The sequence below is a fragment of the Clostridium sp. AF17-21AC genome, from assembly GCF_003461365.1.
Classification (GTDB): Bacteria; Bacillota; Clostridia; order Lachnospirales; family Lachnospiraceae; genus Coprococcus; species Coprococcus ammoniilyticus.
The window spans coordinates 89,267-112,603 of record NZ_QTWY01000002.1 but is presented as its reverse complement, the minus strand read 5'-3'; the positions used below and the strand labels follow the sequence as shown (position 1 = coordinate 112,603).

General features: G+C 41.2%; 24 protein-coding genes. 2 read left to right on the top strand and 22 right to left on the bottom strand.

Features of this window, described 5'->3' with window-relative positions; all coding sequences use genetic code 11:
- Positions 1-57 precede the first annotated feature (57 nt).
- From smpB to thiM, 7 genes are all read right to left on the bottom strand, one after another.
- On the bottom strand, positions 58-525 hold the full coding sequence (gene smpB / locus DWW85_RS03385) for an SsrA-binding protein SmpB (RefSeq protein WP_117784805.1): 468 nt from the start codon (positions 523-525) through the stop codon (positions 58-60).
- Positions 488-2,674, bottom strand: coding sequence for a ribonuclease R (gene rnr / locus DWW85_RS03380; RefSeq protein ID WP_117807519.1), 2,187 nt, complete (start codon positions 2,672-2,674; stop codon positions 488-490). The genes smpB and rnr overlap by 38 nt, the downstream gene beginning before the upstream one ends.
- A 74-nt stretch (positions 2,675-2,748) precedes the next feature.
- Complete coding sequence (gene secG, locus DWW85_RS03375) at positions 2,749-2,991, bottom strand: preprotein translocase subunit SecG (protein ID WP_117807518.1); 243 nt, start codon at positions 2,989-2,991, stop codon at positions 2,749-2,751.
- 97 nt (positions 2,992-3,088) lie between these two features.
- The gene (gene thiD, locus DWW85_RS03370) at positions 3,089-3,889 is read right to left on the bottom strand and encodes a bifunctional hydroxymethylpyrimidine kinase/phosphomethylpyrimidine kinase (RefSeq protein WP_117807517.1); all 801 of its coding nucleotides are present in this window, start codon (positions 3,887-3,889) and stop codon (positions 3,089-3,091) included.
- 94 nt (positions 3,890-3,983) lie between these two features.
- Positions 3,984-4,634 (bottom strand): HAD family phosphatase, encoded by a 651-nt coding sequence (locus DWW85_RS03365; RefSeq protein WP_021943947.1) that lies wholly within the window; start codon positions 4,632-4,634, stop codon positions 3,984-3,986.
- 2 nt (positions 4,635-4,636) lie between these two features.
- Complete coding sequence (gene thiE, locus DWW85_RS03360; RefSeq protein WP_117807516.1) at positions 4,637-5,290, bottom strand: thiamine phosphate synthase; 654 nt, start codon at positions 5,288-5,290, stop codon at positions 4,637-4,639.
- Between the two features lie 15 nt (positions 5,291-5,305).
- Entirely contained in the window at positions 5,306-6,127 is an 822-nt protein-coding gene (thiM, locus tag DWW85_RS03355) for a hydroxyethylthiazole kinase (RefSeq protein WP_117807515.1), read from the bottom strand.
- A 406-nt stretch (positions 6,128-6,533) separates the two neighbouring features.
- On the opposite strand from thiM, the gene DWW85_RS03350 reads away from it, so the two are divergent.
- Complete coding sequence (locus DWW85_RS03350) at positions 6,534-7,259, top strand: hypothetical protein (protein WP_181986491.1); 726 nt, start codon at positions 6,534-6,536, stop codon at positions 7,257-7,259.
- 4 nt (positions 7,260-7,263) lie between these two features.
- Here DWW85_RS03350 and DWW85_RS03345 read toward each other — a convergent pair whose 3' ends face one another.
- The 10 genes from DWW85_RS03345 to DWW85_RS03300 all read right to left on the bottom strand — a co-directional run bounded on the left by DWW85_RS03345 (position 7,264) and on the right by DWW85_RS03300 (position 18,222).
- Entirely contained in the window at positions 7,264-7,992 is a 729-nt protein-coding gene (locus DWW85_RS03345; protein WP_117807513.1) for a hypothetical protein, read from the bottom strand.
- Between the two features lie 19 nt (positions 7,993-8,011).
- On the bottom strand, positions 8,012-8,491 hold the full coding sequence (gene coaD / locus DWW85_RS03340) for a pantetheine-phosphate adenylyltransferase (protein ID WP_117807512.1): 480 nt from the start codon (positions 8,489-8,491) through the stop codon (positions 8,012-8,014).
- 2 nt (positions 8,492-8,493) lie between these two features.
- A complete protein-coding gene (rsmD, locus tag DWW85_RS03335; RefSeq protein WP_021943953.1) occupies positions 8,494-9,051 on the bottom strand; it encodes a 16S rRNA (guanine(966)-N(2))-methyltransferase RsmD in 558 nt (185 codons plus the stop codon).
- Positions 9,052-9,113: 62 nt separating this feature from the next.
- Positions 9,114-10,772, bottom strand: a complete 1,659-nt coding sequence (locus tag DWW85_RS03330) for a cellulase family glycosylhydrolase (RefSeq protein ID WP_117807511.1) — start codon at positions 10,770-10,772, stop codon at positions 9,114-9,116.
- Positions 10,769-12,040: a hypothetical protein gene (locus DWW85_RS03325; RefSeq protein ID WP_117807510.1), complete on the bottom strand. Its 1,272-nt coding sequence runs from the start codon at positions 12,038-12,040 to the stop codon at positions 10,769-10,771. The genes DWW85_RS03330 and DWW85_RS03325 overlap by 4 nt, the downstream gene beginning before the upstream one ends.
- Positions 12,030-13,151 carry a DUF58 domain-containing protein gene (locus DWW85_RS03320; RefSeq protein ID WP_117807509.1) on the bottom strand — a complete coding sequence of 374 codons (1,122 nt, stop codon included), beginning with the start codon at positions 13,149-13,151 and terminating at the stop codon, positions 12,030-12,032. The genes DWW85_RS03325 and DWW85_RS03320 overlap by 11 nt, the downstream gene beginning before the upstream one ends.
- A gap of 1 nt (position 13,152) precedes the next feature.
- On the bottom strand, positions 13,153-14,103 hold the full coding sequence (locus DWW85_RS03315) for a MoxR family ATPase (protein ID WP_117807508.1): 951 nt from the start codon (positions 14,101-14,103) through the stop codon (positions 13,153-13,155).
- Positions 14,104-14,116: 13 nt separating this feature from the next.
- Positions 14,117-16,147 carry an ATP-dependent DNA helicase RecG gene (gene recG, locus DWW85_RS03310; RefSeq protein ID WP_117807507.1) on the bottom strand — a complete coding sequence of 677 codons (2,031 nt, stop codon included), beginning with the start codon at positions 16,145-16,147 and terminating at the stop codon, positions 14,117-14,119.
- A gap of 15 nt (positions 16,148-16,162) precedes the next feature.
- The gene (locus tag DWW85_RS03305; RefSeq protein ID WP_117807506.1) at positions 16,163-17,845 is read right to left on the bottom strand and encodes a DAK2 domain-containing protein; all 1,683 of its coding nucleotides are present in this window, start codon (positions 17,843-17,845) and stop codon (positions 16,163-16,165) included.
- Between the two features lie 17 nt (positions 17,846-17,862).
- Positions 17,863-18,222 (bottom strand): Asp23/Gls24 family envelope stress response protein, encoded by a 360-nt coding sequence (locus tag DWW85_RS03300; protein WP_008400960.1) that lies wholly within the window; start codon positions 18,220-18,222, stop codon positions 17,863-17,865.
- A 283-nt stretch (positions 18,223-18,505) separates the two neighbouring features.
- Between DWW85_RS03300 and rpmB the strand changes: the two genes are divergently transcribed.
- Positions 18,506-18,691, top strand: coding sequence for a 50S ribosomal protein L28 (gene rpmB, locus DWW85_RS03295; protein WP_008400961.1), 186 nt, complete (start codon positions 18,506-18,508; stop codon positions 18,689-18,691).
- Positions 18,692-19,042: 351 nt separating this feature from the next.
- On the opposite strand, the gene DWW85_RS03290 is transcribed toward rpmB, so the two are convergent.
- The 5 genes from DWW85_RS03290 to DWW85_RS03270 are packed head-to-tail and all read right to left on the bottom strand — an operon-like array spanning position 19,043 to position 23,210.
- On the bottom strand, positions 19,043-19,450 hold the full coding sequence (locus DWW85_RS03290) for a spore germination protein GerW family protein (protein ID WP_117784793.1): 408 nt from the start codon (positions 19,448-19,450) through the stop codon (positions 19,043-19,045).
- Entirely contained in the window at positions 19,450-20,523 is a 1,074-nt protein-coding gene (locus DWW85_RS03285) for a DUF2953 domain-containing protein (RefSeq protein ID WP_242996012.1), read from the bottom strand. The genes DWW85_RS03290 and DWW85_RS03285 overlap by 1 nt, the downstream gene beginning before the upstream one ends.
- Before the next feature lie 14 nt (positions 20,524-20,537).
- Positions 20,538-20,867, bottom strand: coding sequence for a hypothetical protein (locus tag DWW85_RS03280; protein WP_117807505.1), 330 nt, complete (start codon positions 20,865-20,867; stop codon positions 20,538-20,540).
- Positions 20,868-20,899: 32 nt separating this feature from the next.
- Positions 20,900-22,327 (bottom strand): hypothetical protein, encoded by a 1,428-nt coding sequence (locus DWW85_RS03275; protein WP_117807504.1) that lies wholly within the window; start codon positions 22,325-22,327, stop codon positions 20,900-20,902.
- A 40-nt stretch (positions 22,328-22,367) separates the two neighbouring features.
- The gene (locus DWW85_RS03270) at positions 22,368-23,210 is read right to left on the bottom strand and encodes a hypothetical protein (RefSeq protein ID WP_226801013.1); all 843 of its coding nucleotides are present in this window, start codon (positions 23,208-23,210) and stop codon (positions 22,368-22,370) included.
- Positions 23,211-23,337: the final 127 nt, after the last annotated feature.

Here is a 23,337-nt window from a genome sequence, read left to right as displayed (position 1 = left end):
TATCGGGAATTATCCAGTCCATCAGCCTCGGATATTCTGGAAATCCTGTATCAAATCTTACAAATTACGGATCTTGAACTCACGCTCATTCTCACGCTTGACATCCTTCTTCGCAATGTCCTGACGTTTGTCGTATAATTTCTTACCTTTTGCCAGTCCGATCTCCATCTTAACCAGACCGTCACGGATATAAACCTTTAAAGGAACGATCGTGTATCCCTTCACCTGCTGGGCTCCCATCAGCTTATTGATCTCGTATTTGTGAAGTAGCAGCTTTCTGGTACGAAGCGGGTCTTTATTAAATATATTACCCTTTTCATATGGGCTGATATTCATACGGTAAATGTAGATTTCTCCTTTATCGATACTGATAAAGGATTCTTTGATGCTACAATGTCCTTGTCTGACTGATTTTACTTCTGTTCCGGCCAGTGCGATCCCTGCCTCGTACTTTTCTTCTATGAAATAATCAAAATATGCCTTTTTGTTATTTGCGATGAGTTTGTTTCCTCTTTCCTTTGCCATGTCCTGCTTCATCTCCTTCTTTGGCATCTGACCGGATCACGAATTCGATCCGTCTGCTCTGTTTGTCTGCCAGCTTTACTTTTACCTTAACGGTATCACCGATCGAATATTTCTTTCCGGTTGATTCTCCGATCATAGCATATTCATCCTGCGAATACACATAAAAATCGTCATAAAGTGTCGACACATCTACAAATCCCTCAATAGTATTTGGAAGCTCTACAAAAATACCACGGTTGATGACTCCTGATATGATACCTTCAAATTCTTCTCCGATATGATGCTCCATGTATTCCACTTTCTTTAAACGCTCGACCTGACGTTCTGCTTCTTCTGCGCGGCGTTCTTTTCTGGAATTATCATCGCTAACCTTTGGAAGGATCGCATCATAATGCGAAAGTCTCCTGTCATCCAATCTTCCATGAATATTATCCTTGATGATCCTGTGGATCTGAAGATCCGGATATCTTCGGATCGGCGATGTAAAATGGCAGTAATATTTACAAGACAATCCAAAATGTCCTTCACATTCCGTCGAATATCTCGCCTGCCGCATCGTACGAAGTGTCATACGGCTGATCAGATTCTCACATGGCTCACCCTCGATCTTTGATAACAGCTTCTGGAACTCCTTCGGATGAATATTCTCTTTGGATGCCTTAAAGTAATATCCAAACTTGCTGATCAGAATGGATAACTGTTTTACACGCTCCGTATCCGGTGCTTCATGGATACGATATTCAAATGGAATCTGTTGCCAGAAATAGTCCTCAGCGATTGTCTCATTTGCAGCCAACATAAAGTCTTCAATGATCTGATTCGAACGTCTTCTCTCATACACTCCGATATAAGATACCTGACCGTCTTCATCAACTGTGATCTTAGACTCATCAAAATCAAAATCAATCGAACCTCGCTCATGTCGGATCGTTCTTAACAACTCTGACACATGAAGCATTAATTCAAACATCGGAACCAGTTCTTTATATTTTTCTGTTTCTGTCGGATCATGATCCTCTACGATCGCAGATACACTTGTATATGACATTCTGCGGTCAACATTGATCACCGATTCACAGATCTTATGATTGATGATCTTGCCGTTTGCATCTATATCCATCAGGCAGCTAAGCGTCAGACGGTCTTTTCCCTCATTCAGTGAACAGATACCGTTTGACAGCTTATGCGGCAGCATCGGTATGACCTTATCGATCAGATAACAGCTTGTTCCACGCTTCAACGCTTCTTTATCAAGTGGAGAATTCTCCCTTACATAATGTGTAACATCTGCAATATGAACGCCAAGCTTATATAACCCGTTTTCCTCATAGAGTGTGATCGCATCATCCAGATCCTTTGCATCCTCTCCATCGATTGTAACGGTCTGCAACTGTCTGAGATCGGTTCTTCCTGCCATCTCTTTCGTTGTTACCTCATCCGGTATATTCTTCACCTCTGCCATAACAACATCCGGAAAATCAACCGGAATATCAAGATCTCTTACAACCGATAATACATCCGTCTCCGGATCATTAATATGCCCAAGTATCTCAACGACACGTCCCTCTGCAGATTTAGACTTTTCTCCATAATTTGTGATCTCCACAACAACCTTATGTCCGGTTACTGCTCCCATGGATTTCTTCTCCGGTATAAAGATGTCACTGTCTAATTTACCGTTATCCGGAATCACAAAACCAAAGTTCCGGTTCTTCTGATAGGTTCCGACCAACTGTTTTAAACCTCGTTCCAGAATCCGTTCTACATGCACTTCTGTTGATCTGCCCCGGTTGCCGGATGCAACACGGATCAGCACTTTATCATTATGGAATGCTCCCATCGTATACTTCTGTGGGACAAAGAAATCTTCCTTATATCCTTCCACACGGACAAATCCAAATCCTCTCTGATTGCTGATGAATGTACCGACAAGGACACCCTTTCCAAGCTTCTGATACTTACCTTTGGAGGTTTTCTCGATTCTGCCCTCATCGACAAGCTCATTTAAGATTTCTAACAGATCATCCTTATCACGTCCTCCGATCTGAAGCAGATAACAAAGCTCTTTAAATTTCAACGGTCTGTAATCATCGTCATTGATCAGGGTATATATATTCTCTTTTCTTTCATTCTTTAATTCTTCTGTCATAAATACCTCTCCGTATATCTAAAAAGTGCTTACATATAGGATATATGTAAGCACTGATAAATTCTGTATATGAACTAGAACAGCTTAGAATCAAGAAGCAATGCAATTACTATAAAAAGAATACCAAGCACTGTTGTGATCTTTCTGAGAACCGCATCTTTTGAACTTCCTTTATTCTTGCCCCAGTATGAATTATCATAATTACCGCCGGTAATTGAACTTGTCAGACTGGCTGATTTACCTTCCTGTGACAGGACAATAATTGTTAATGCTATACATATAATTACATATACGACCATGATAATTGTCTTTACCATATTGCCACCTCCATTCCAAGTGTTCTGGTGTCAAATGCACTTATACACCAACTTTGTCCATAATAACATAGTCATTTGAGATTCGCAACCACTTTTTTCATGATTCTGCAAATCTGCTTTTCAGATCAAAGCCATGATTCATAGGTCCGCTTCCATGTCCCAGATCCATGCCATCCGCAAGCGCACCGGATATATAATCTTTTGCGTTTCTTATCGCCTCATCGATCTTATACCCTTTTGCAAGATTTGATGCGATTGCACTTGATAGTGTGCATCCGGTTCCATGAGTATTCGGATTATCGATTCGTTTTCCATAATACCAGTTGACTTTTCCGTCCGAATATAAGACATCATTTGCATCGTTGATACTGTGTCCTCCCTTGCAGAGAACCGCACAGCCATAGACTTTTGATATTTTTTCAGCTGCACGAACCATATCCTGTTCATCACGGATCGTCATTTCGGCCAATACCTCTGCTTCTGGAATATTCGGAGTAATGACCTCTGCGATCGGAAGCAGACATTCTTTTAAAGCACCGATCGCATCTTCGTCGATCAGCCGGTGTCCACTGGTTGATACCATAACAGTATCCACTACCACATGTTCTGCCTGATATTCCTTTATTTTATCTGCGATCACACGGATCAGTTTCTCAGAAGCGACCATGCCGATCTTAATCGCATCCGGCCGGATATCCGTAAATACAGCATCAAGCTGTAAGGCGAGCATCTCGGATGATGTTTCCTGAATTCCTGTTACACCCATCGTATTCTGGGCAGTTAATGCCGTGATCGCGCTCATGGCATAACAACCATTTGCCATAATGGTCTTTATATCTGCCTGGATTCCCGCACCGCCGCTGGAATCACTTCCGGCTATTGTAAGAACTGTCTTCAACCCTTTTGTCTCCTTTACTTTTACAAATACTTTCGTTACCGGTCTGTTCCTGTCTGCTGTACATTTTTATCAATTCTGTATCATACCGGTTTCTTTAAAGGAAGAAAATATTATATAATTCCTTTGTATTGTCAACATACAGCGTACTATATTTTTTCAACTCATTTATATGCTCCGCACTCGCAGCATCATAGATACCACATACTTTGAAGCCTGCGTCAAATGCTGTCCTTGCGCCATGATAAGCATCTTCAAACACCCATGTATCAGCAATGTTCGTCTGCATATACTTTGCTGCCTGAATATAGATGTCCGGATGTTCTTTTCCAATTCCTACCTCCGAGCAGGTAAGGATCTTTTTGAAAAAATGATCCATATGATTATGCTTCAGTACGGCTTCGATATGAACCCTGTCTGTCGCAGTCGCTACTGTCATTGGGATCTTCCGCTCCTGTAAGGCAGATAAGAACTCTATGATCCCCGGCTTTGGTTCTGCTTCATTTCTGTAAAATGCACCAATCGTTTCATTGATCCCATCTATGATCTCAAGAATCGTTTTTGATAAACTGTAATTCTTCTTAAGATATTCTGCCGATTCTGTAATCGTAAAGGTATACAGTTTTTTCTGGAGATGGGGTTCTGCTTCGATACCCATTCCTGCCAGATACCGTTCTGCCGCATGTTCCCACATTTCCATAGAATCGATCAGTGTTCCGTCTATATCAAAGATCGCACCTTTTATCATCCTTATTCTCCTAACATCTTCTTTGTCTGTTTTTTTAGATCTGCCGTGGCAGCCTCAATATCTGTCTGACCAAAGATCGCACTGATAACTGCGATACCACAAATTCCACTTTGATTTAATTTCACAACATTATCTCTGGTTATGCCGCCGATTGCAATAACCGGGATATGCACATGCTCACAGATTTCCTTTAACGTCTCAAAACTGACTTCTGTTGCATCATCCTTGGATCCGGTTGGAAATACCGCACCAACGCCCAGATAATCCGCTCCATGCTCTTCAGCCAGTTCTGCCTGTTCCACTGTCTGTGCGGATACTCCGATGATCTTATCGTCTCCCAGCACCTTTCTGACATCTAAGGCCTCCATATCAGACTGTCCGACATGAACACCATCCGCTCCGATCTTCTTTGCAAGCTCTACATTGTCATTGATCACAAAAGGAACCTTATAGTTTCTACATAATTTCTGGATCTCAAGCGCTTCTTTATAAAATGCTTCATCATCCAGATTTTTCTCACGAAGCTGGATAAAGGTCGCTCCGCCTTTTAATGCTGCCTCTACCTGACTGATCAGAGTTGCACCGTTCAACCAGTGTCTGTCTGTTACTGCATATAGCAGAAGCTCCTCCGGTTTTGTATTTGTCTGCTTACTCATAGCCTCATTCACTCCTTATCTGATCTCACACTTTGCCATACTGCAAAGCTTATCTGCATCCATATTATAGATTGCGTCAATAATGCGGTTTCTATAAGTTGAATTGCCATCTGTAGACTCCATATTCGCAAATCCGACTTCTCCGGCAACTCCCATCAGTATAACGGCAGTTGCAGCAGCTTCCAGTTTGTTATCCGGATTTGCTGTCAGATAAGCTGTCATAAGACCGGACAACTGGCATCCGGTTCCTGTGATCTTACCCATCTCCGGTCTTCCGTTCCGGATCACATAACAGGTATCTGCATCTGCTACCAGATCGATTGCACCTGTAACAGCGATGATACAGCCAAGTTTTCCCGCAAGTTTCTTCACAAAAGTAACTGCCGGATCGAGAGTATCTTCTGTGACTGCATCTGCCACATCTGCATCTACGCCTTTTGTACTGCCGGAACCAAATGCAAGTGTCTTGATCTCGGATATATTTCCACGAATCACATCAAATTTTATTTCATTTAAAAGCTTTATCGCTGTCTCCGTACGAAGTCTGCTGGCACCTGCGCCCACCGGATCAAGCAGCACGGCATGTCCCAGCTCATTTGCCTTTTTGCCGGCGGCAAGCATAGATGGGATCGTATTCTTATTTAAGGTTCCAATATTAATATTTAAGCCACCACAGATACTGGTGATATCTTCTACATCGTCAATATCATCTGCCATGATCGGACTTCCTCCACATGCCAGAAGCACATTTGCAACATCGTTTACTGTTACATAATTCGTGATATTATGCACCAGTGGAGTTTTCATCTTTACATTTTCAAAACATGTTTTTATCATTTTATCTACCTCCTGTAATAGCAGCTTAACTATACTCAGTTTTCTTCTCTTTTTCAACTATTTTTATTTGAAAAGATATTCTCTTATTTAAAATTCCTGCCACCAGCCTGCCCGGCTGATTTATATTAATTAATGTCTACTTCTTTCAATTTATAATTCATAGTAATCACGCTTTTTTCATAAAATACTGATGAACACATGAACTGGAGTTTTCCTTATGAAGCATCCTTCTGTCTTATCGGTCCGCTCATTCTTCTTATATCCGGCTTTCATCCTGCTTATTATCGTCCTTTGCCTGAATTCTTCCTTTGTTTCCAAAAGTTTCGCAGAGGGTCTTGTGTTGTGGTATAACAATCTGGTGCCCCTTCTGCTCCCATTTCTTCTAATCTCCGGCTTCTTTCTCTCGATGATCGACTGGAACCATCCAAACCGGGCAGGCTGTCTGATTCTGTTATTCTTATGCGGTCTGTTCTGCGGCTACCCGGTCGGCGCGATTGCTATAGGCAGGCTCTACAAAAATCAAGTCATATCAAAAAATTTCGCCCATGCCATTATGCCCCTCTGCAACAACATCAGTCCTATGTTTCTGATGGGATATGTCTGTAACCAATATCTGAACGGACAGATAAATACTATCACCGTACTGGCAATCATCTACCTGCCACAGATCTGCTATGCTGTTCTATATTATCTGATATCTAAAACTGCTTTGCACATTTCACCTTTTACTCTGTCCGAATACGCCGCAACACGGAATGAAAGCAATGCACCATCTGTTATCGAAAACAGTATAACAACCATCACCGTTATAGGAATCTATGTCGCTGTTTTCTCCGTTTTGTATAACCTTGCGATTGCATGTGGAGGAAATATACCAACTTTCCATATTCTGGCATGCTACCTGGAGATAACAAAAGGTCTGTCCGAATTATCCGTTTTTCCACTTTCTTCCATACAAAAAACAGCTCTGATCCTTTCTGTTACATCGTTCGGAGGAGTCTCATCCCTCTTCCAGTCCATGCACATTTTAAAAGATACAAAGCTGTCTTTTGTACGCTATACATTCGGTAAATGTATCTGCGCTGTATTCAGTTATCTAATGACGCTTTTATTCTTAAATTACAGGATATAAATTCCTAATCATCTAAAAAATCATCGTCAAAATCATCATCCTCGTCATCTTCGTCATCATTGGAGTATTCTGTCTTACCATATACGTTATAATCCTGCTCATTTTCTACAGTTGTATTATTCTCCTCTGATGCTGTCTGTGTAGCTTCTTCAGGAGCTACAGCCTGCTGTGCTGCTCCGGTCATATTTGCAATATCTCCATTAATCTCATTTGTATTATTCAATACAATATCCAGATTTGACTGTAAGGACTGAATCAGGTTATCGTAATTTGTCTTTTCAGCCTCTAATGTTGCATTAATATAATTGCTGACCTCTGTAAGCTTATCCTTCGTGTAATACATAGAACCCAGACGAATCTCGTTTGCATCTGCATTTGCTTCGTTTACAATCTGATCAGCCTGACTTCTTGCCATATCTAAAATCTCATTCGCACGGATATTTGCAAGTTCTACGATCTGACTCTGATCAACCAGCTTATTTGCCTCTGCAACAGATTCTGTAATAATGGAATCTGCCCTTGTTCTGGCATCTGCAAGTATGGCTTCCTTGTTACGCATGATCTTCTTGCAACGCTCAATTTCATTTGGAAGCTTTAATTTTAATTCATTCAGCATCTGTTCCAGATCATCCTTTGGAACAATAATCATACTGGATGACAATGGTTTATACTTACAATTATCTATAAAAATCTCAATCTCGGAAATCATTTCCTCAATGCCTTTTTTTGCCATGACTTATTTCCTCCTAATACTATCTGCTATATTTTTCTTTTATCCGATCGACAACTCCTGCTGGTACAAACTGTTCCACATCTACACCAAAGCTGGCATACTCTTTTACGATACTGGAACTCAGATATGCATAATCAATACTGGTTGTCAAAAATACGGTGTCTATCTCAGGAGCAACCTTGCGATTACTCTGCGCGATCTGTAATTCATATTCAAAATCGGTTACAGCCCTTAAGCCTCTGATGATCGTCTTCACCCCATTCTGTCTGGCAAAATCAATCAGCAGACCTCCAAAACTCTCAACACGAACATTCGGTATGTCTGACACCACTTCAGACAACATATTAACACGTTCTTCTACAGAAAACAATGGAGTTTTTGAAGTATTATTCAAAACACCGATTATAACTTCGTCAAACATCTCCGCAGAGCGTCTGATAATATCAAGATGTCCTAATGTTACGGGATCAAAGCTTCCCGGATATATTGCACTGCTCATTTTTATAGAATCTCCTGTATAAATGTATGCTTATTTGTCTTGTATTTCTTCACACGATCGATCTCATATCCTATATCGGTCAGATAATCGTATTCCGTATCCAGATCTGATTCTACAATGATCCAGGTATTCTTATCAACAATGCCGGATGATGCAAGACGGTTCAGCACCTGTTTTTCCAATAATTTTCCATATGGCGGATCCATAAATATAATATCAAACACAAGTCCTGACCGTTCCAGACTGTCGATCGCTGCAACACAGTCTCCTGTGATGACTCTTGCCTTATCTTTCAATTTCGTAAATTCCAGATTCCGGTTAATGCAGTCAACCGCTTTCCGGTTCTGTTCTACAAGGACTGCCTGTTTTGCTCCACGACTCAATGCTTCGATCGCAATCGCACCGCTTCCGCTGAACAGATCCAGGAATGTACAATCCGGCAATTCTCTCGATATGATATTAAATAAGGTCTCTTTGATCCGATCGGTTGTCGGTCTGGTATCCATCGTGTCGATCGTTTCCAGCCGAAGACTTCTGGCAGTTCCCGCTATTACTCTCATAAATCATGATCTCCCATAGGTTGTTAAAATCTTTTTTTATTGTATATATTTCATCCCTTTTGTCAATAGAAACTCTCAATTTTTTCCTTAATATACCTTCCGCTGTCTGACAGATCATCATCTGTAAAACCGCTTGTCTTTGTACAGGAGGAATCAAATAATGATGACGTTTCAGCTTTGTTTGAGATATTCCATGCCGCATAGCTTAAGTTCTTATCATTGATCAGATCAAACCATGCATCAGACTGATCATAATCAATCGAACCGTTTCCTGATGCATCACACAAGCCAAACTCTGATACAAAAATCGGGAGTCCGGAATCAAGTGCCGACTGAACCTTATTTCTCAGATCATCCTTATGGGTTGCGGCATAGAAATGAACCGCATACATCAGATTGGTCTGATCTGTGATCGGATCTGCAGCTGCCACATCCACATCCTGACTCCAGGTTGGTGTTCCGACAATGATAATGGCATCCGGTGCATTTTTTCGTATGATCGGGATGATCGTTTCCGCATAGCTCTTTACAGAATCCCAGGTTGTACCACCATTTGGTTCATTTGCGATCTCATAGATCACATTTCCGTAAGAAGCATATTTCTTTGATATCCGGTCAAAGAAATCCTTTGCATCATCTATATGCATATTTGGATCATTGTCATTTAAAATATGCCAGTCAATTATCACATACAATCCAAGATCCGTTGCTGCATCAACACCTTTTCCCAGAAGCTCCTCGATCTCTGATTTATTTCCGCCTGAACAATATCCATAGGAATCTCCTGTATCTGTATACATAGCAAAACGTACCAGATTGATACCAAAGGAATCTTTGAAATACTGATAAGTGTCCTTGCTTACAAAATCAGCAAACCAGGTAAGTCCGTGTGTACTGACACCTTTTAACTGGAATTTACTGCCTGATGCATCCACCAGATCCGTTCCTGATACCGCAAGCTTTCCATGTGCCTTATACGGATTATCTTCTTTTTTACCGTTTTTAGTATCTGTGACCTTATTACTTCCGGACTGATCTTTTTTATCACTGTCAACAGACTGCCCATCTGTCTGAGCTGCCTTCTCACCGGTATTTGTTTTCACTTCTGCGTTCTCATCATTTTTCTGCTGATCATCACCGGTGACAGTTGTTACTTCTTTTCCTGCGATCATCAATGTACAACGAACAGGCTTCACATCCGATGCTGATAAATTATATCCAAAATCAATGCTGCCACCAGCCGGTATCTCCTCATTATAACTTTCTGCGGTTACATGAACCACCGATTCATCTGCCGTATACTTTCCATTCCAGAGCTGGTCGATCGTTACTTTCCCGGAAAATTCCAGATCAACGCTCCAATCCGTTGCAGCTTTATCGGTCTTATTATAGATCGTGACCGTCTCTGTAGCGGCTGTCATTCCATTATTCTCCCATGTACTTCCAACCGTTACTTCTGCATATAAGGTCTTCTTGTCATCTGTCGACTTCTGAGTATCGGATGCACCCTTTTCCTTCTTTTGATCAGCGCCATCCTCAGCCTTTTGCTCCGCATCCTGCCCGGATCCCTCTATCACAGCTTCTGTTCCGGCATTCTTCTGTCCGTCCGGATCATTATTTTTCCGACTTTTTGTCACCAGTATAACTGACAGTGCCACAACAGCCGCTGCAAGTACTATGATGACTCCCCATAATACGATCGTCTTTTTCTTCTGGTTCATTTTTGCACTACTCCCTTTTTATTTTCTTTTTTATTCACCCTTTTATTCTGGACTGATGCTGCTTTCATTTCTCGTATAACATAGTTGTCCACTTCTCCTGCTCCATATCGGATCTGTTCATATATGGCAGAAATACCCTCTACATTTCCAACCTCCGTCTCTGTTATCTCCTGCCTGATATCTTCACAGGTCATCCGTTTGTTAAGTGTAATCACATCCTTATATCGCAGGATCGACTTCTTATAAATTTTTCTTGCCTGTTCTTCAGCTGTCAACCTGTGCATTATGCGTCTGTTTGTTATACGTTCTTTATATTGATTCGGTTCTTCGGCGATAAGCTCGATCACATCATCTGCATAACTTCTCGGTTTCAAAAGGAAACGGATCACCTGCAACAATATCCGTACCAGAAAGAATATCAGAAGAAGAACTACAAATACCTTTAATATCAAGGTAAATACATCATATCCCTTTACACTGTTCTGATAATATTCATTTAAGGTATCCTGATAATCGAGACTGGTTGCTGCCGGTCCTCCCTTCGTAAGCAGCGTCAGCACAAATACCCATATGACCATGATCGCACCAAATACTGTCTGAACTACCTTTGCAAATGCACGCGCAAGTACATTTACAAACCCGGACAGATCAAGGAAACGACAGGCTCCCATTAATAACAACACAAGCACTGCAAGGAATAATACAACCCTGCCATTTATAAATGCGATATCCCGAATGGATTGCTCCGATACTTCTGTTGTCTGTGAGATATAGCGTTTCAACCCCTGTATATACCGGATCATCATATATATAGCCATAAGTAATGCAACTGCAATATAAGACAGGTTCGACAAAACAGGAAGTTCCATGCCGATACTTGCAAAATAAACAAAAATCCCTGCTAAGATCGATGGCCATGGTTCGCTCATATCTGTAAGTCCGGAACCTCTCTTTGCATAAGCTACCGCACATGGCAGCAGATACCCGATATCATAAATCCCTGTAACCGTTCGGATCCATACTGTGCCCGGCAAGATAACTAAAAGTCCCGCAAGCACCAGATGTCCAACGGTAAGTAATATATGATTCGGTGCAAAATCTCTGATCAGATAGGACAACAGAAATATTCCTGCGATCCAAATGGCATCCACAAACCGCGGATCTTGTCTCATAAATATCATGCAGAATGTATACATGAACAATTCCGCCGTTACCACCTCATAAAGATAACGCAATCCTCGCTCTGCCCAATATATCTTATGTGTCATTTAACTCTACCTCCATTCCATGAAGATAAGGTCTGATATCATCGCACCTCTGTATATCCAGATATGGAACTATCATATAAATGTTTTTTCCTTTTTCAGCCATATGATCAAGCTCATCCAGCAAATCCTTTTTATGGTATGCAGATACGATGAGATATGTTGTATTGCTGTCTACATCTGTCACTTCCTGCTTCAAGACTTCAACAAATCTATCGATCCCGGCATTTTCCGTTATTCGTGCCAGATATTTATCAACCGTAAATCGATGTTCTCCGGAAGAACCAAAATCCACCCATTCCATCTCACCGGATAACAGATCATATCCATTTGCCCGTATCATGACAGGAATCCGGTTATCCAGAAAGTAAGATGCTGCCGTGGATGCTATACTGATACACATTTCCTGTATATAATGAACTCTTATCATGGTGTTCGGCTCCAGACAGACAAGTATCTTCACCCTCTGTTCTGCCGTGTGCTCATATACATTTACCATCAGGTCGTCGCATCTGGCTGTTGCTTTCCAGTTAATGCTCTTTCTCGGGTCTCCCACGCTGTAAGTCCGCAGGCCGGAAAAAGCAAACGGATCCGGAAAAAGACTTCTCCTTGATGTCAGATCACCCAACATACCATCCAAGACAGTATCAAGCTGTATATTAGAAAGTTTTTCAGGGAAAACATACAGAAATGCCTGATTTTCTACAGACAGCGCAAATGTCTTCGACATCAGAAAATCCTTTGCCATCAGCTTTACAGCACTGATAAAAAACAATCCTCGTTCTTTCGCCGTAAATGAAAGCTTTCTGACTACCTTCCGGTTTCCCATAATCGAAAACGGATCATTTCTATGATAAAAATCCGTAACAACCGCATTCTCATTTTCCTGAAACTGCAAGGATCTCGCTGTGGAAAACTTCACATGTAAAGTTGTAAGAGGCAGCATCTTTCGATTTGTAATTGTCTCTGTTATCCCTGATTTGTCGCCAATCTCCAGATACCTGTCATCAAAATCCAGATCAAGAGAAAGCCCCTGATCCCAGTATTTGCGGTAAACAACAGTCTGTCCGAGATAGATCACCAAAAAGCACAATACTGCTATCAGTATCTCCATATTAATTCTCCCAATCTTCAACCGGAACAGCGATCTGATCGACCAGTTCCCTGATCACTGTCTTTTCCTTTTTCTCATCCATGTGTCCTGCCATGATCACACGATGTGCAAGGACATATGGTGCCATATAACGGACATCATCCGGACGGACAAAGGTTCTGCCCTCCATAGCAGCATATGCCTGCGACAGACGAAGAAGTCCTATCGTGCCTCTGGAGCTTGCACCAACCTGTATCCGGCTGTTATTCCTGGTTGCAAGGATTATGTCTGCAATATATTCCTTTACGCAAGAATGAACAAAAACTTCTCTGACCGCTTCCTGCATCGTCTTTATATGATCTGTATCACAGACCGTCTGAAGTGTATCAAACGGATTCTCAGACATAAAACGATCCATGATCGAAACCTCTGTAGCCTTTGAATTATCTCCCATGGAGATCTTTATAAGAAAACGGTCAAGCTGGGCTTCCGGAAGCGGATATGTACCAGTCGTCTCGATTGGGTTCTCTGTCGCAATAACAAAAAACGGTGTATCAAGTGCATGACTTTCTCCATCAATCGTTACCTGTTGCTCTTCCATTGCCTCAAGCAAACTGGATTGTGTTCTCGGTGTTGCACGGTTGATCTCATCTGCAAGCAGGATATTTGTAAATACAGGTCCCTTCACCAATACAAAATCTTCTGATTTACGATTATAAATACTTAAGCCTGTAATGTCGGATGGCATAAGATCAGGTGTGAACTGAACTCTCTTAAACTGCCCTCCGATGCTTTTGGCAAATGTCTTTGCTAAAAGTGTCTTGCCGGTTCCCGGTCTGTCCTCCACCAGCACATGTCCTCCTGCATAAAGTGCCGCCAGTATCACCCGTATCTCTTTCTCTCTGCCGATCAACACCTTTGATATATTCTCACAGATCTTATCTGTCTGTTCTTTTACCTCTGTTATCTCCATCGTTCTAATCTCCTTATAATATCGGTTTTCCATACATCTCATTTCTTGCTGCGACACTTCGGTCAAATTCCGTCCGTATACGACTACCATATTTCTCATAGACATCCGATGCTGCCTTTAACATGTCGGCATGTTTATAGATATCTCCCATCTTAAACAGCACATCTCCGCTCTGTCTGATGCCAAAGAAATCTCCCGGTCCTCTTCGTTTCAGATCTTCTCCCGCAATATAAAAGCCATCGTTTGAATCTGCAAGAACATTTAACCGTTCCATCACTTCTTTATTTTTCTTTCCGCTGATAAAGATACAATAAGACTGCAGATTTCCACGTCCCACACGCCCACGGAGCTGATGCAGGGCTGCCAGTCCAAACCGTTCTGCATTTTCTACCATCATAACCGTGGCATTCGGATTATTGATCCCTACCTCGATAACCGTTGTAGATACCAGTACATCAACCTTTTTTTCATAAAAATCCGTCAGGATCCGGTTCTTCTCATCCCCTGTCATCTTGCCATGCAGATAGGCCACATGTATGCTGCTGTCAAGCTTCTGTGACAGTTCTTCCGAATACTCAACTACATTTGCCACATCATCTAAGGCTTCGCTTTCCTCCACCATCGGGCATACCACATAGACCTGATGTCCTTTCTTAACCTCTGCCCGGATAAACGCCTGTGCTTTCGGGCGGTAGCTCTCATCCACTACACAGTTTTTGATCGGAATCCGTCCTGCTGGCAGTTCATTAATTACCGAAATATCAAGATCTCCGTACATAATGATCGCAAGGGTTCTCGGAATCGGTGTCGCACTCATAACAAGAACATGTGGCGTTCCCCCTTTTAACGATAATTTCTCTCTCTGTCTTACGCCAAACCGATGCTGCTCATCCGTTACAACAAGCGCCAGATTATCATATTCCACCTTGTCCTGTATCAACGCATGCGTTCCGACGATCACATCCGCACGATGCTCTGCAATCTCCTGATACGCTTCCCGTTTCTCCTTTGCCGTCATCGAACCGGTCAACAGCGCAACATGGATTCCATATGGCTCAAATAAGCCGGTCAGTTCTTTAAAGTGCTGATTTGCAAGTACCTCGGTCGGTGCCATGATCACACCTTGATAACCCTGCGTCGCACAGGCAAATAACGCGATTGCGGCAACGATCGTTTTACCGGAACCAACATCCCCCTGCACAAGACGATTCATCACATGCTCTGAATCCATATCTGCCATGATATCCCGAACCGCATCCATCTGTGCCCCTGTCAGACGATACGGAAGACTCTCGATAAACCCTGTCACCTGCTCCGTAAATGGTATCTTCGCCTGATTGTATTTCACCGTATCATGTTCTTTCAGACTATGCATATTCTCTATAAATTCATAAAATTCATCAAAAGCAACCCGCTTGATCGCAGCTCTTAAGTGATCCTCCGTATCCGGGAAATGGATATGGGTTACAGCTTCATTTGCCCGCATCAGATCATATTCATCCCGAATGTCCTCTGGTATATAATCTGAAAGCGTCTGAATCAGAGGAAGCGTTCCCTTTACCGCTTTCTGGATTGTCTTGCTTGTAATACCCGCCGTACAACCATATACCGGCTGCCATTCTTTTAAAATTTCCTGATATTTGGGCACTGTATAGTACTCCGGCTGGCTCATCGTATACATGCCATTCTTATATTTCACTTCTCCGACAAAGATATAACGATCTCCAATATGAAAATAATTACGCAGAAAAGGACAATTAAACCATGTCAGTTTAATTGTCCCGGTATAATCTTTGGCATAGGCAGTCGCAATCGAGAATCCGCGAAGCTTCTTCACTTCCACCCGACTGTTGAGCATCACACTTACTGCCTGACGCTCATCTGCCTGTATATCCTGAATGTCAACAGGATCCATATATGTAATATAAGTTCTTGGATAATAATGGATAAGGTCACTCACTGTAGAGATACCAAGCTTTGCCAGATTACCGGCTGTTTTTTCTCCTATCCCTTTAATGCAAGTTACCTTATCCTTTAATTCCATGTAGTTTTTCTCCCTTTATTCTACAGAAACAATGTAATAATAGATTGGCTGACCACCATAGTAGTTCTGTACATCGCAGTCCGGGAAGCTTTCTTCCACTCTTGCCGCAAATGCCTCTGCATCCTCCTTCTTTACATCTGCTCCGTAATAAATACTGATCAGTTCGCTGTCTTCATCTACTGCATCTTTGATCAGATCAAATGTAACATCCGAAATGTCATTACCAACGGATACCAGTCCCTTATCACCGATACCCATGATATCACCCTCATGGATGGCCTTTCCATCGATGGAGGTATCTCTGACTGCATATGTTACCTGTCCGCTCTTTACATTTGATACAGCTTCTAACATATTGTTTTTGTTATCCTCTAATGTCATCGTACTGTCAAACGCTATCATTGCACTGATACCCTGTGGCGCATTTGCCGTTGCAAGGACGATGATATTCTTATCTTCACATAAGCCGGCTGCCTGATTGGCTGCAAGAACAACATTTTTATTATTTGGGAATATAAATATATTCTCGGCATGAACCTTCTCGATCGCATTCAGCATATCCTCAGTGCTTGGATTCATCGTCTGACCACCTTCGATCACATAATCAACTCCAAGCTCCGTAAAGAACTCCTTTAATCCATCACCCATGGATACTGCGATGAAACCATATTGTTTCTTTGGCTGCTGTTTTTCTTTCTCTGCCTGTCTTGCAGCTTCCTGTCTGGCTGCTTCTTCCCGTTCTGCCTGCTTGATGACCTTCTCATGATGCTCCAGTCTCATATTATCGACCTTCATATTTGACAGATAACCAAGGGTAAGACCTTTTTCAAATGCCTGGCCCGGATGGTTTGTGTGAACATGGATCTTAACGATCTCATCATCTGATACGCAGACAATGGAATCACCGATCGACTCTAAGAACTGTTTCAGATCGTCTTCTTCTTTTATGCCGTATGGTTTTTCCAGATTAATAATAAATTCTGTACAATATCCGAACTTGATATCGGCTGACAGATCTTCAGAATACTTTGAATTGTCAACACCTGATACTCCTGCTCCGGAAGGCTTTGTATCTGCAATTACGACACGTCCGAGAATACAGTCAACTGCACCTTTTAATACTTCCATCAGACCCTGTCCGCCGGAATCCACAACACCGGCTTCTTTTAATACCGGAAGCAACTCCGGTGTGGAAGCAAGCACTTCATCTCCATGCTTAATGATGGTTTCGCAGAATTCCTCCAATGTAATATCTGTACCTGCACATTCTCTGGCCTTAGTAGCAATACCTCTGGCAACTGTAAGGATCGTTCCTTCCTTTGGCTTCATAACAGCCTTATAAGCTGTCTCAACCGCCTTCTGGAATGCATCAGCAATCTCGATTACTCCGATCTCTGTTTTATCCCCGATCTTCTTGCTGAAACCACGAAGAAGCTGAGAAAGGATTACACCTGAATTACCTCTGGCTCCACGAAGGGAACCGGTTGACATTGCCTTTGCGATATCACTCATTGTCTCCTTACAGGATTCAACTTCCCTTTTTGCTGACATAATCGTCATTGTCATATTTGTACCGGTATCTCCATCCGGTACAGGGAACACATTCAGCTCATTAATATAATCTTTTTTATTATCAAGGTTATTCGCACCGGCTATAAATGCTTTCTTCAGTGCAAGTGCATCAATCGTATTTTTCACTTCTACAGTTCCTCCGTCTAATCCAGAATCTTTACATCTTCAACAAATACATTTACCTGACTGACCTTAAGAGATGTAAAATCTTCTACTTTATATTTTACAGACTGCATCAGATTATCTGTTACAGCCTTGATACTGACACCATATGCCACAACGATATGAAGTTCTACCACAATATCTCCATTCTCATCAAACGTAACATGAATTCCCTGCGTGATATTGTTTCCTTTTAACTGTTTTACGATTCCGTCTTTTACACTGACAATACCCATACCAACAATGCCAAAGCAATCGAGTGCTGTCATACCTGCTACCTGTGCAACCACATTCTCATCCAGACTGACGGTTCCATTATCATTATTTATATATTCGTTCATAGAAAACCTCCCATGCTTTTGTCCTGTTATATGATGTGCAGGAATCCCATCTCCTTGTCATTCTGAAAAGTGTATTTTAAAATAGGCAAACCTGTCTCACCATAATTATAAACATATAGTTCTATTATAACAGAGAATATGCAAATTTCAAGACAACCGTTTATTGTCTATTCTTTTTAAAAAAATTAAAAATATGCTTGCATATAACAAAATTATCTGATATAGTAACATTTGTTGTGAACTTATGAGAGGATAAGTTTAATAAAAATAAGGAGGTGCTATCATGGCAAAATGTTCAGTTTGTAATAAAGGTGCTCATTTCGGTATCAAAGTGAGCCATTCACATAGAAGAGCAAATAAGATGTGGAAATCAAATGTTAAGTCTGTTAAGGCTATCGTAGATGGTTCTCCAAAGAAGATTTATGTTTGTACTTCATGTTTAAAATCTGGAAAGGTTGAGCGTGCATAGTTCACCTCGTATTCTTTCTAAAAAAGACTGCCATAAAACAATGGCAGTCTTTTTTGTTTTCTTTTTTCAGACTGCCGGCCAAGCTTCTATCATTAATTCTCAAAATCTCTCCTGCCGTAACCCGGTCAGGTCATTGACTTTTAGCATCTGCAAAATAATATATATGCCATTAAAAAAAAGATTACAATAATCAAAAATTCCAGAAACCCTTCTACCAGATAGCTGAATATCATTCCGATTGCAACGAAAAAGAGGGCAAATCCAACTACACGCTTCAAACAACATCACCGCCAAAAAAAGACTTCACATACCACTATAAGATATGCAAAGTCTTTTTCTTTTATGTCTGTTTTATTCCTCTGCCGGTTTCGATGCTTCTTCTACCGCCTGTTCAATCTGCTCTTCTTCCTCTGTCTTTTCCTTCTTAAAGAAGCCGGTGATCCGGTCAACGATCTCAGGTGCCATATCAATGATCTTGCTGATGGCATCCTGATTCTTAATATTAACAAGTCTTGTCTTACCGTTTGAGATAACCAGAACCGCAGCCGGACTGAGCTTTGCTCCGATACCACCGGCCGCATTATTGCCGGTCTGTTTATTGAACGCACCGGCCGCCATACCGAAATTCACATCAAGCAGTGGAATAATGATCGTATCTCCTACCTTGATAGGATCTCCCACTACAGATTTGGATGAAACAAATCCATCCATTCCATGAAACAAAGTGCTGATCGTTCCGTCAATATTTGTATTTGCCATTACTTATTTCCTCCCGAAATCTTTTTTAAATATGCCATAGATCTTTTCACGTATTTATTAAAGTATACCTTGCAGCAATAATATAATATATTATAAACCCTGATTCTTCCTTTTATGAAAATATCCCCTTCCAATATCTTCTTGGAAAAATCCGGAGTTATATCTATTTTATTATAATATAACGGTAAAATCAAACTCAGATATCCAAGCTGTTTTCCGGTAGATGCCGGATCTCCTGAACCATATGTTACCTGCCCTTTGATCTTTGTCGGATTCAGATGCTTTAATAACAGGATCACGTTTCGCTTTAACACCTGAAATGCCTGCTTCGTTGTACCCGCCCGGACGAATTTCTTATACTGCTCCGCCTTATCTTTCATATGGCGCAGTTTTCTTACAACTGCTTCGATCTTATCCTTTACCGCAATAACAAATCGGTCGAACTTCTTACCGATATGGGTAAATATCGTCTCCGGACTTTTTTGAAATTCCGAATGATCTTCTGCAAATTCCCGGTTAGCATCTCTATCTTCTCTGTCGGGAGCTGCATCCTGCATCATCTGATCTGACAAACCATCCGGCTGATCGGATTCAGCATCTTCTGCTTCCTGCTTTTCCGTTTTTTTCGCTTTTTCGGCTTCTGCCTGTTCGCGTTTTTCCTGTTTCTTTGCTTTTCGAGTCTCTGCCTTTTCCTGTTTTTTCAGTTTTTTTGCTTCTCTGACTTCAGCTTTTTCCCGCATACGAATTTCTTTTTCACTTTCTGCGGCTTCTGTCTCCGTATCTGTTTCTTCCTGGCTTTCTTCCGAAAATCCATCTTCATTGGATACCAGCGTTCCGCCGAATGACCGCAGCCAATATACAAAGCCGTTTTCATCATAATTTGCTTTGAAGCAGAATACAAAACCCAACCATGAGGCTTTTAATTTGCATATAAAATTGTCATGTTTTTCTGCATAAAACCGATACCGGACAGGAACGAATAATAATAAAAGCAACAGTACAAGTACAAGCCCTATCAGGATCAATACTGTAATCAACAGAATCTTTAATATCAATAAGAAAATATGTAACATATGCTCCCCTTATATCAGCACACTGTCATGTCATATAGAAAATAGTCCTTACAATCAAACTTTCCGGTCGTACCATATACATCCCGGATAATATCCCGTATAAGAAAAAACGCTCCGGCCTTTGTCATCGACATTCCAACGATAACGATATCATCCGTTCGTTTCTTATAGTACGGCTGCAGGAATTCATTTGCCTCATAAACCTCTAACAGCCCGTCCTCAAACAATGGAAGTGTTATGACATAAACATCCGCACAGGGCTTCCGCTTTTTTATTCTTTTTATCAGTCGGGATGCCGTCTTATCCGGCATAACTCCGGTATAAAGCCGCTTTACTATTGTCATTTTTTCACTCCCCTGCTCTGTCAGACCTCTCTCTAATCTTCCATAATTCCCTGAATGATCACATAACATGCAAGAACCTCGCTGCGATTTGAACAGCGCACCAGTGCATTATCAATATAATCTTTGATCTCCTGCTGTGTATTAAAGAACACAGGAATTGTAGAAAGTATCTTCGCCATGACCGCACGATTAACTACCTGTGAGTTTCCGGTAAATACCTCTCCGAATTCTTCTATGAGTTTATCCTTTTTTGAAATAATATATTCAGAATCCGCAAGTGCGCCTGTCTCAATCTTCACATGATCGATATCTACAAACATACTGCCGGATAACAGTTTTTCCAGTGTATCAATACGATGATAAGCATCCTCCAGACCAAGGCGGATAATATCCGGCTGATTGGAAGATATGATATCATAGATCGGAGCTTCAAGCACCATCCGGTGTTCTCCCGCTTCCTCCTGTGCGCCTTCATTTGCAACCAGCATATCATATGCATCCGTTGGAAATTCATCTTCATTTTCCATGGATTCATAGATACGTCTGATAATAGATAATGCCCGCATACAGGATTCCGATACTCCTGACTTGCATTCAGCCGCAAGCATCATGCTGTACAGATCATTTACCAGCTCGATCAGCATCATATAATCAGATACAACATCATTGATAAAGCCTGCACTTTTATCCAGAACCGTTGACAGATTCCTGTATCCGTCAAAATCAAGATGTGCATAATCTCCCTCTTTAATAATCTCGTACGCTTCATGCAGAGAAGAATATTCTGTCTCGAATTTCTCCGGAAGCTGTAATAAGGCAGTTTCTTCTACTGTCTCTATAAAATCATCCAATGAACTGATCTCACAACCATTATAAATTGATAAAGTCTGTCCGATAATATCGTAAAATCTTGCCTTTGTCATACGAAGCGGAAGCTGACCTACGATCTGCTGGATCTTCGCATTTACCGCTACCTTATCCTTATCTGCAAAGATGAAGTTAAAGACCTCCGCGCTGAACTGCTCTGCATCAAATTCCTCAAACATCTTCTCAAGTTCTTCGTCCACATTTTCCTCGAATCCATATTCTTTTCGGTTCAGGATATATTCGTACAACTCAAACGCATCAGTATATGCAGTAAGTACCTTCATCTTCTCCGTGATCTTATTTCTCATTTCGGAGATAAGCGCCAGATCCTTGTCATCCAATTGATCCGCATCTCCTGCCAGATATGTTCCGACCAGCTTATTGATTCCCATAACACATTCATAAATATATGGATCCTCTGCAAAATCTTTGTCTGCCATCAGTTCACGGATCACGACATAGTTTAATGCAAATTTCTGACAGGCATATTCGAAATCAGCCGTCATGACTGCATCTGCAAATTTTGCAAGATTCTCATCCATATTGTTCTTACGGGTTATCTCTGTGATCAGTTTTTTATCTTCATTATACATAACTATCTATTATCCTCTCATCCTTAATTAAATCCATCTCTTATTTATGCTCATGCGTGAACAAGTGATCCTGGCAATATTCCTTGTTGCCTGTACATCTGGAACAATAACGGAACTGCATGTCCGGTGCTTCCTTATCTGTGATGCCGCATACATAACATTTATGTGTCACATTCTCTGAATTGTTGACACGCACCTGCTTCGCATAATTTCTCCTTCTCTTGATCTGCTTTGGAGAAAGCCGTCTGAAATCTTTTGTGCTGAAATAGAAAATTACAAAGTTTAAAAGCGACATTACGATATTTACACGTCCCATCAGGTTTGCGTTCATAAAATAATATCCTATAAACACCAGATACAAAACAGATAACCATTTCATCTTAACCGGAATGATCATTGCATACAGTACCTGCATATCCGGATAACAAGCTGCAACTGCCAAAAATAAAGACAGACAGATATAATAACTGGATACGATATAGATATGAGAATCCCATGACATCGGAATATGAAATACATACTGACAAAGTATATATGCGATCATCGTTCCTGCCATTGTTAGAAACATACCACCAAATATATACAGGTTGTACAAAAACGTACCGATTGAACGTTCTAACAGATTACCGATACTGTAATAAAAGAACAACATAATGATAGTAAAGATACTGACACTTAATTCCGGAGGAGTGATTACCCATGTAAGTAATCTCCAGACTTCACCCTGCATAACAAATGCAGGAACAAGAATCAGTTTTGATAAAACCTGTGGTGCAAACATCAGAAGCAGATAGCCAATGACATATCCAAGGATCAGATACAGGGACAGATTCTTGATCGCATACCGACCGAACTTCCTTTCAAGCTTGTTTATCATCTTCATGAATGGATCTCCTTTTAATTTCATTCATACTATTTGTTTTCGGTATATAAACAGATTTGCCAACATCTGTTATATCCACAAATCAGGAAACTGCCATATTCCCATCCAATGAGAATATGGCTGATAG

Bases quoted from the DNA above. Each gene is read 5' to 3' on its own strand.
- DWW85_RS03315 (WP_117807508.1), bottom strand. From the start codon at position 14,103: ATGGAGATAACAGAGGTAAAAGAACAGACAGATAAGATCTGTGAGAAT.
- DWW85_RS03270 (WP_226801013.1), bottom strand. From the start codon at position 23,210: ATGAAGATGATAAACAAGCTTGAAAGGAAGTTCGGTCGGTATGCGATC.
- DWW85_RS03365 (WP_021943947.1), bottom strand. From the start codon at position 4,634: ATGATAAAAGGTGCGATCTTTGATATAGACGGAACACTGATCGATTCT.
- DWW85_RS03320 (WP_117807509.1), bottom strand. From the start codon at position 13,151: ATGGAGATACTGATAGCAGTATTGTGCTTTTTGGTGATCTATCTCGGA.
- DWW85_RS03280 (WP_117807505.1), bottom strand. From the start codon at position 20,867: ATGACAATAGTAAAGCGGCTTTATACCGGAGTTATGCCGGATAAGACG.
- DWW85_RS03285 (WP_242996012.1), bottom strand. From the start codon at position 20,523: ATGTTACATATTTTCTTATTGATATTAAAGATTCTGTTGATTACAGTA.
- secG (WP_117807518.1), bottom strand. From the start codon at position 2,991: ATGGTAAAGACAATTATCATGGTCGTATATGTAATTATATGTATAGCA.
- smpB (WP_117784805.1), bottom strand. From the start codon at position 525: ATGGCAAAGGAAAGAGGAAACAAACTCATCGCAAATAACAAAAAGGCA.
- coaD (WP_117807512.1), bottom strand. From the start codon at position 8,491: ATGAGCAGTGCAATATATCCGGGAAGCTTTGATCCCGTAACATTAGGA.
- rnr (WP_117807519.1), bottom strand. From the start codon at position 2,674: ATGACAGAAGAATTAAAGAATGAAAGAAAAGAGAATATATATACCCTG.
- DWW85_RS03300 (WP_008400960.1), bottom strand. From the start codon at position 18,222: ATGAACGAATATATAAATAATGATAATGGAACCGTCAGTCTGGATGAG.
- thiM (WP_117807515.1), bottom strand. From the start codon at position 6,127: ATGATAAAAACATGTTTTGAAAATGTAAAGATGAAAACTCCACTGGTG.
- DWW85_RS03330 (WP_117807511.1), bottom strand. From the start codon at position 10,772: ATGAACCAGAAGAAAAAGACGATCGTATTATGGGGAGTCATCATAGTA.
- DWW85_RS03350 (WP_181986491.1), top strand. From the start codon at position 6,534: ATGATCGACTGGAACCATCCAAACCGGGCAGGCTGTCTGATTCTGTTA.
- thiE (WP_117807516.1), bottom strand. From the start codon at position 5,290: ATGAGTAAGCAGACAAATACAAAACCGGAGGAGCTTCTGCTATATGCA.
- DWW85_RS03345 (WP_117807513.1), bottom strand. From the start codon at position 7,992: ATGGCAAAAAAAGGCATTGAGGAAATGATTTCCGAGATTGAGATTTTT.
- DWW85_RS03325 (WP_117807510.1), bottom strand. From the start codon at position 12,040: ATGACACATAAGATATATTGGGCAGAGCGAGGATTGCGTTATCTTTAT.
- rsmD (WP_021943953.1), bottom strand. From the start codon at position 9,051: ATGAGAGTAATAGCGGGAACTGCCAGAAGTCTTCGGCTGGAAACGATC.
- DWW85_RS03275 (WP_117807504.1), bottom strand. From the start codon at position 22,327: ATGTATAATGAAGATAAAAAACTGATCACAGAGATAACCCGTAAGAAC.
- recG (WP_117807507.1), bottom strand. From the start codon at position 16,147: ATGGAATTAAAGGATAAGGTAACTTGCATTAAAGGGATAGGAGAAAAA.
- rpmB (WP_008400961.1), top strand. From the start codon at position 18,506: ATGGCAAAATGTTCAGTTTGTAATAAAGGTGCTCATTTCGGTATCAAA.
- DWW85_RS03290 (WP_117784793.1), bottom strand. From the start codon at position 19,450: ATGGCAAATACAAATATTGACGGAACGATCAGCACTTTGTTTCATGGA.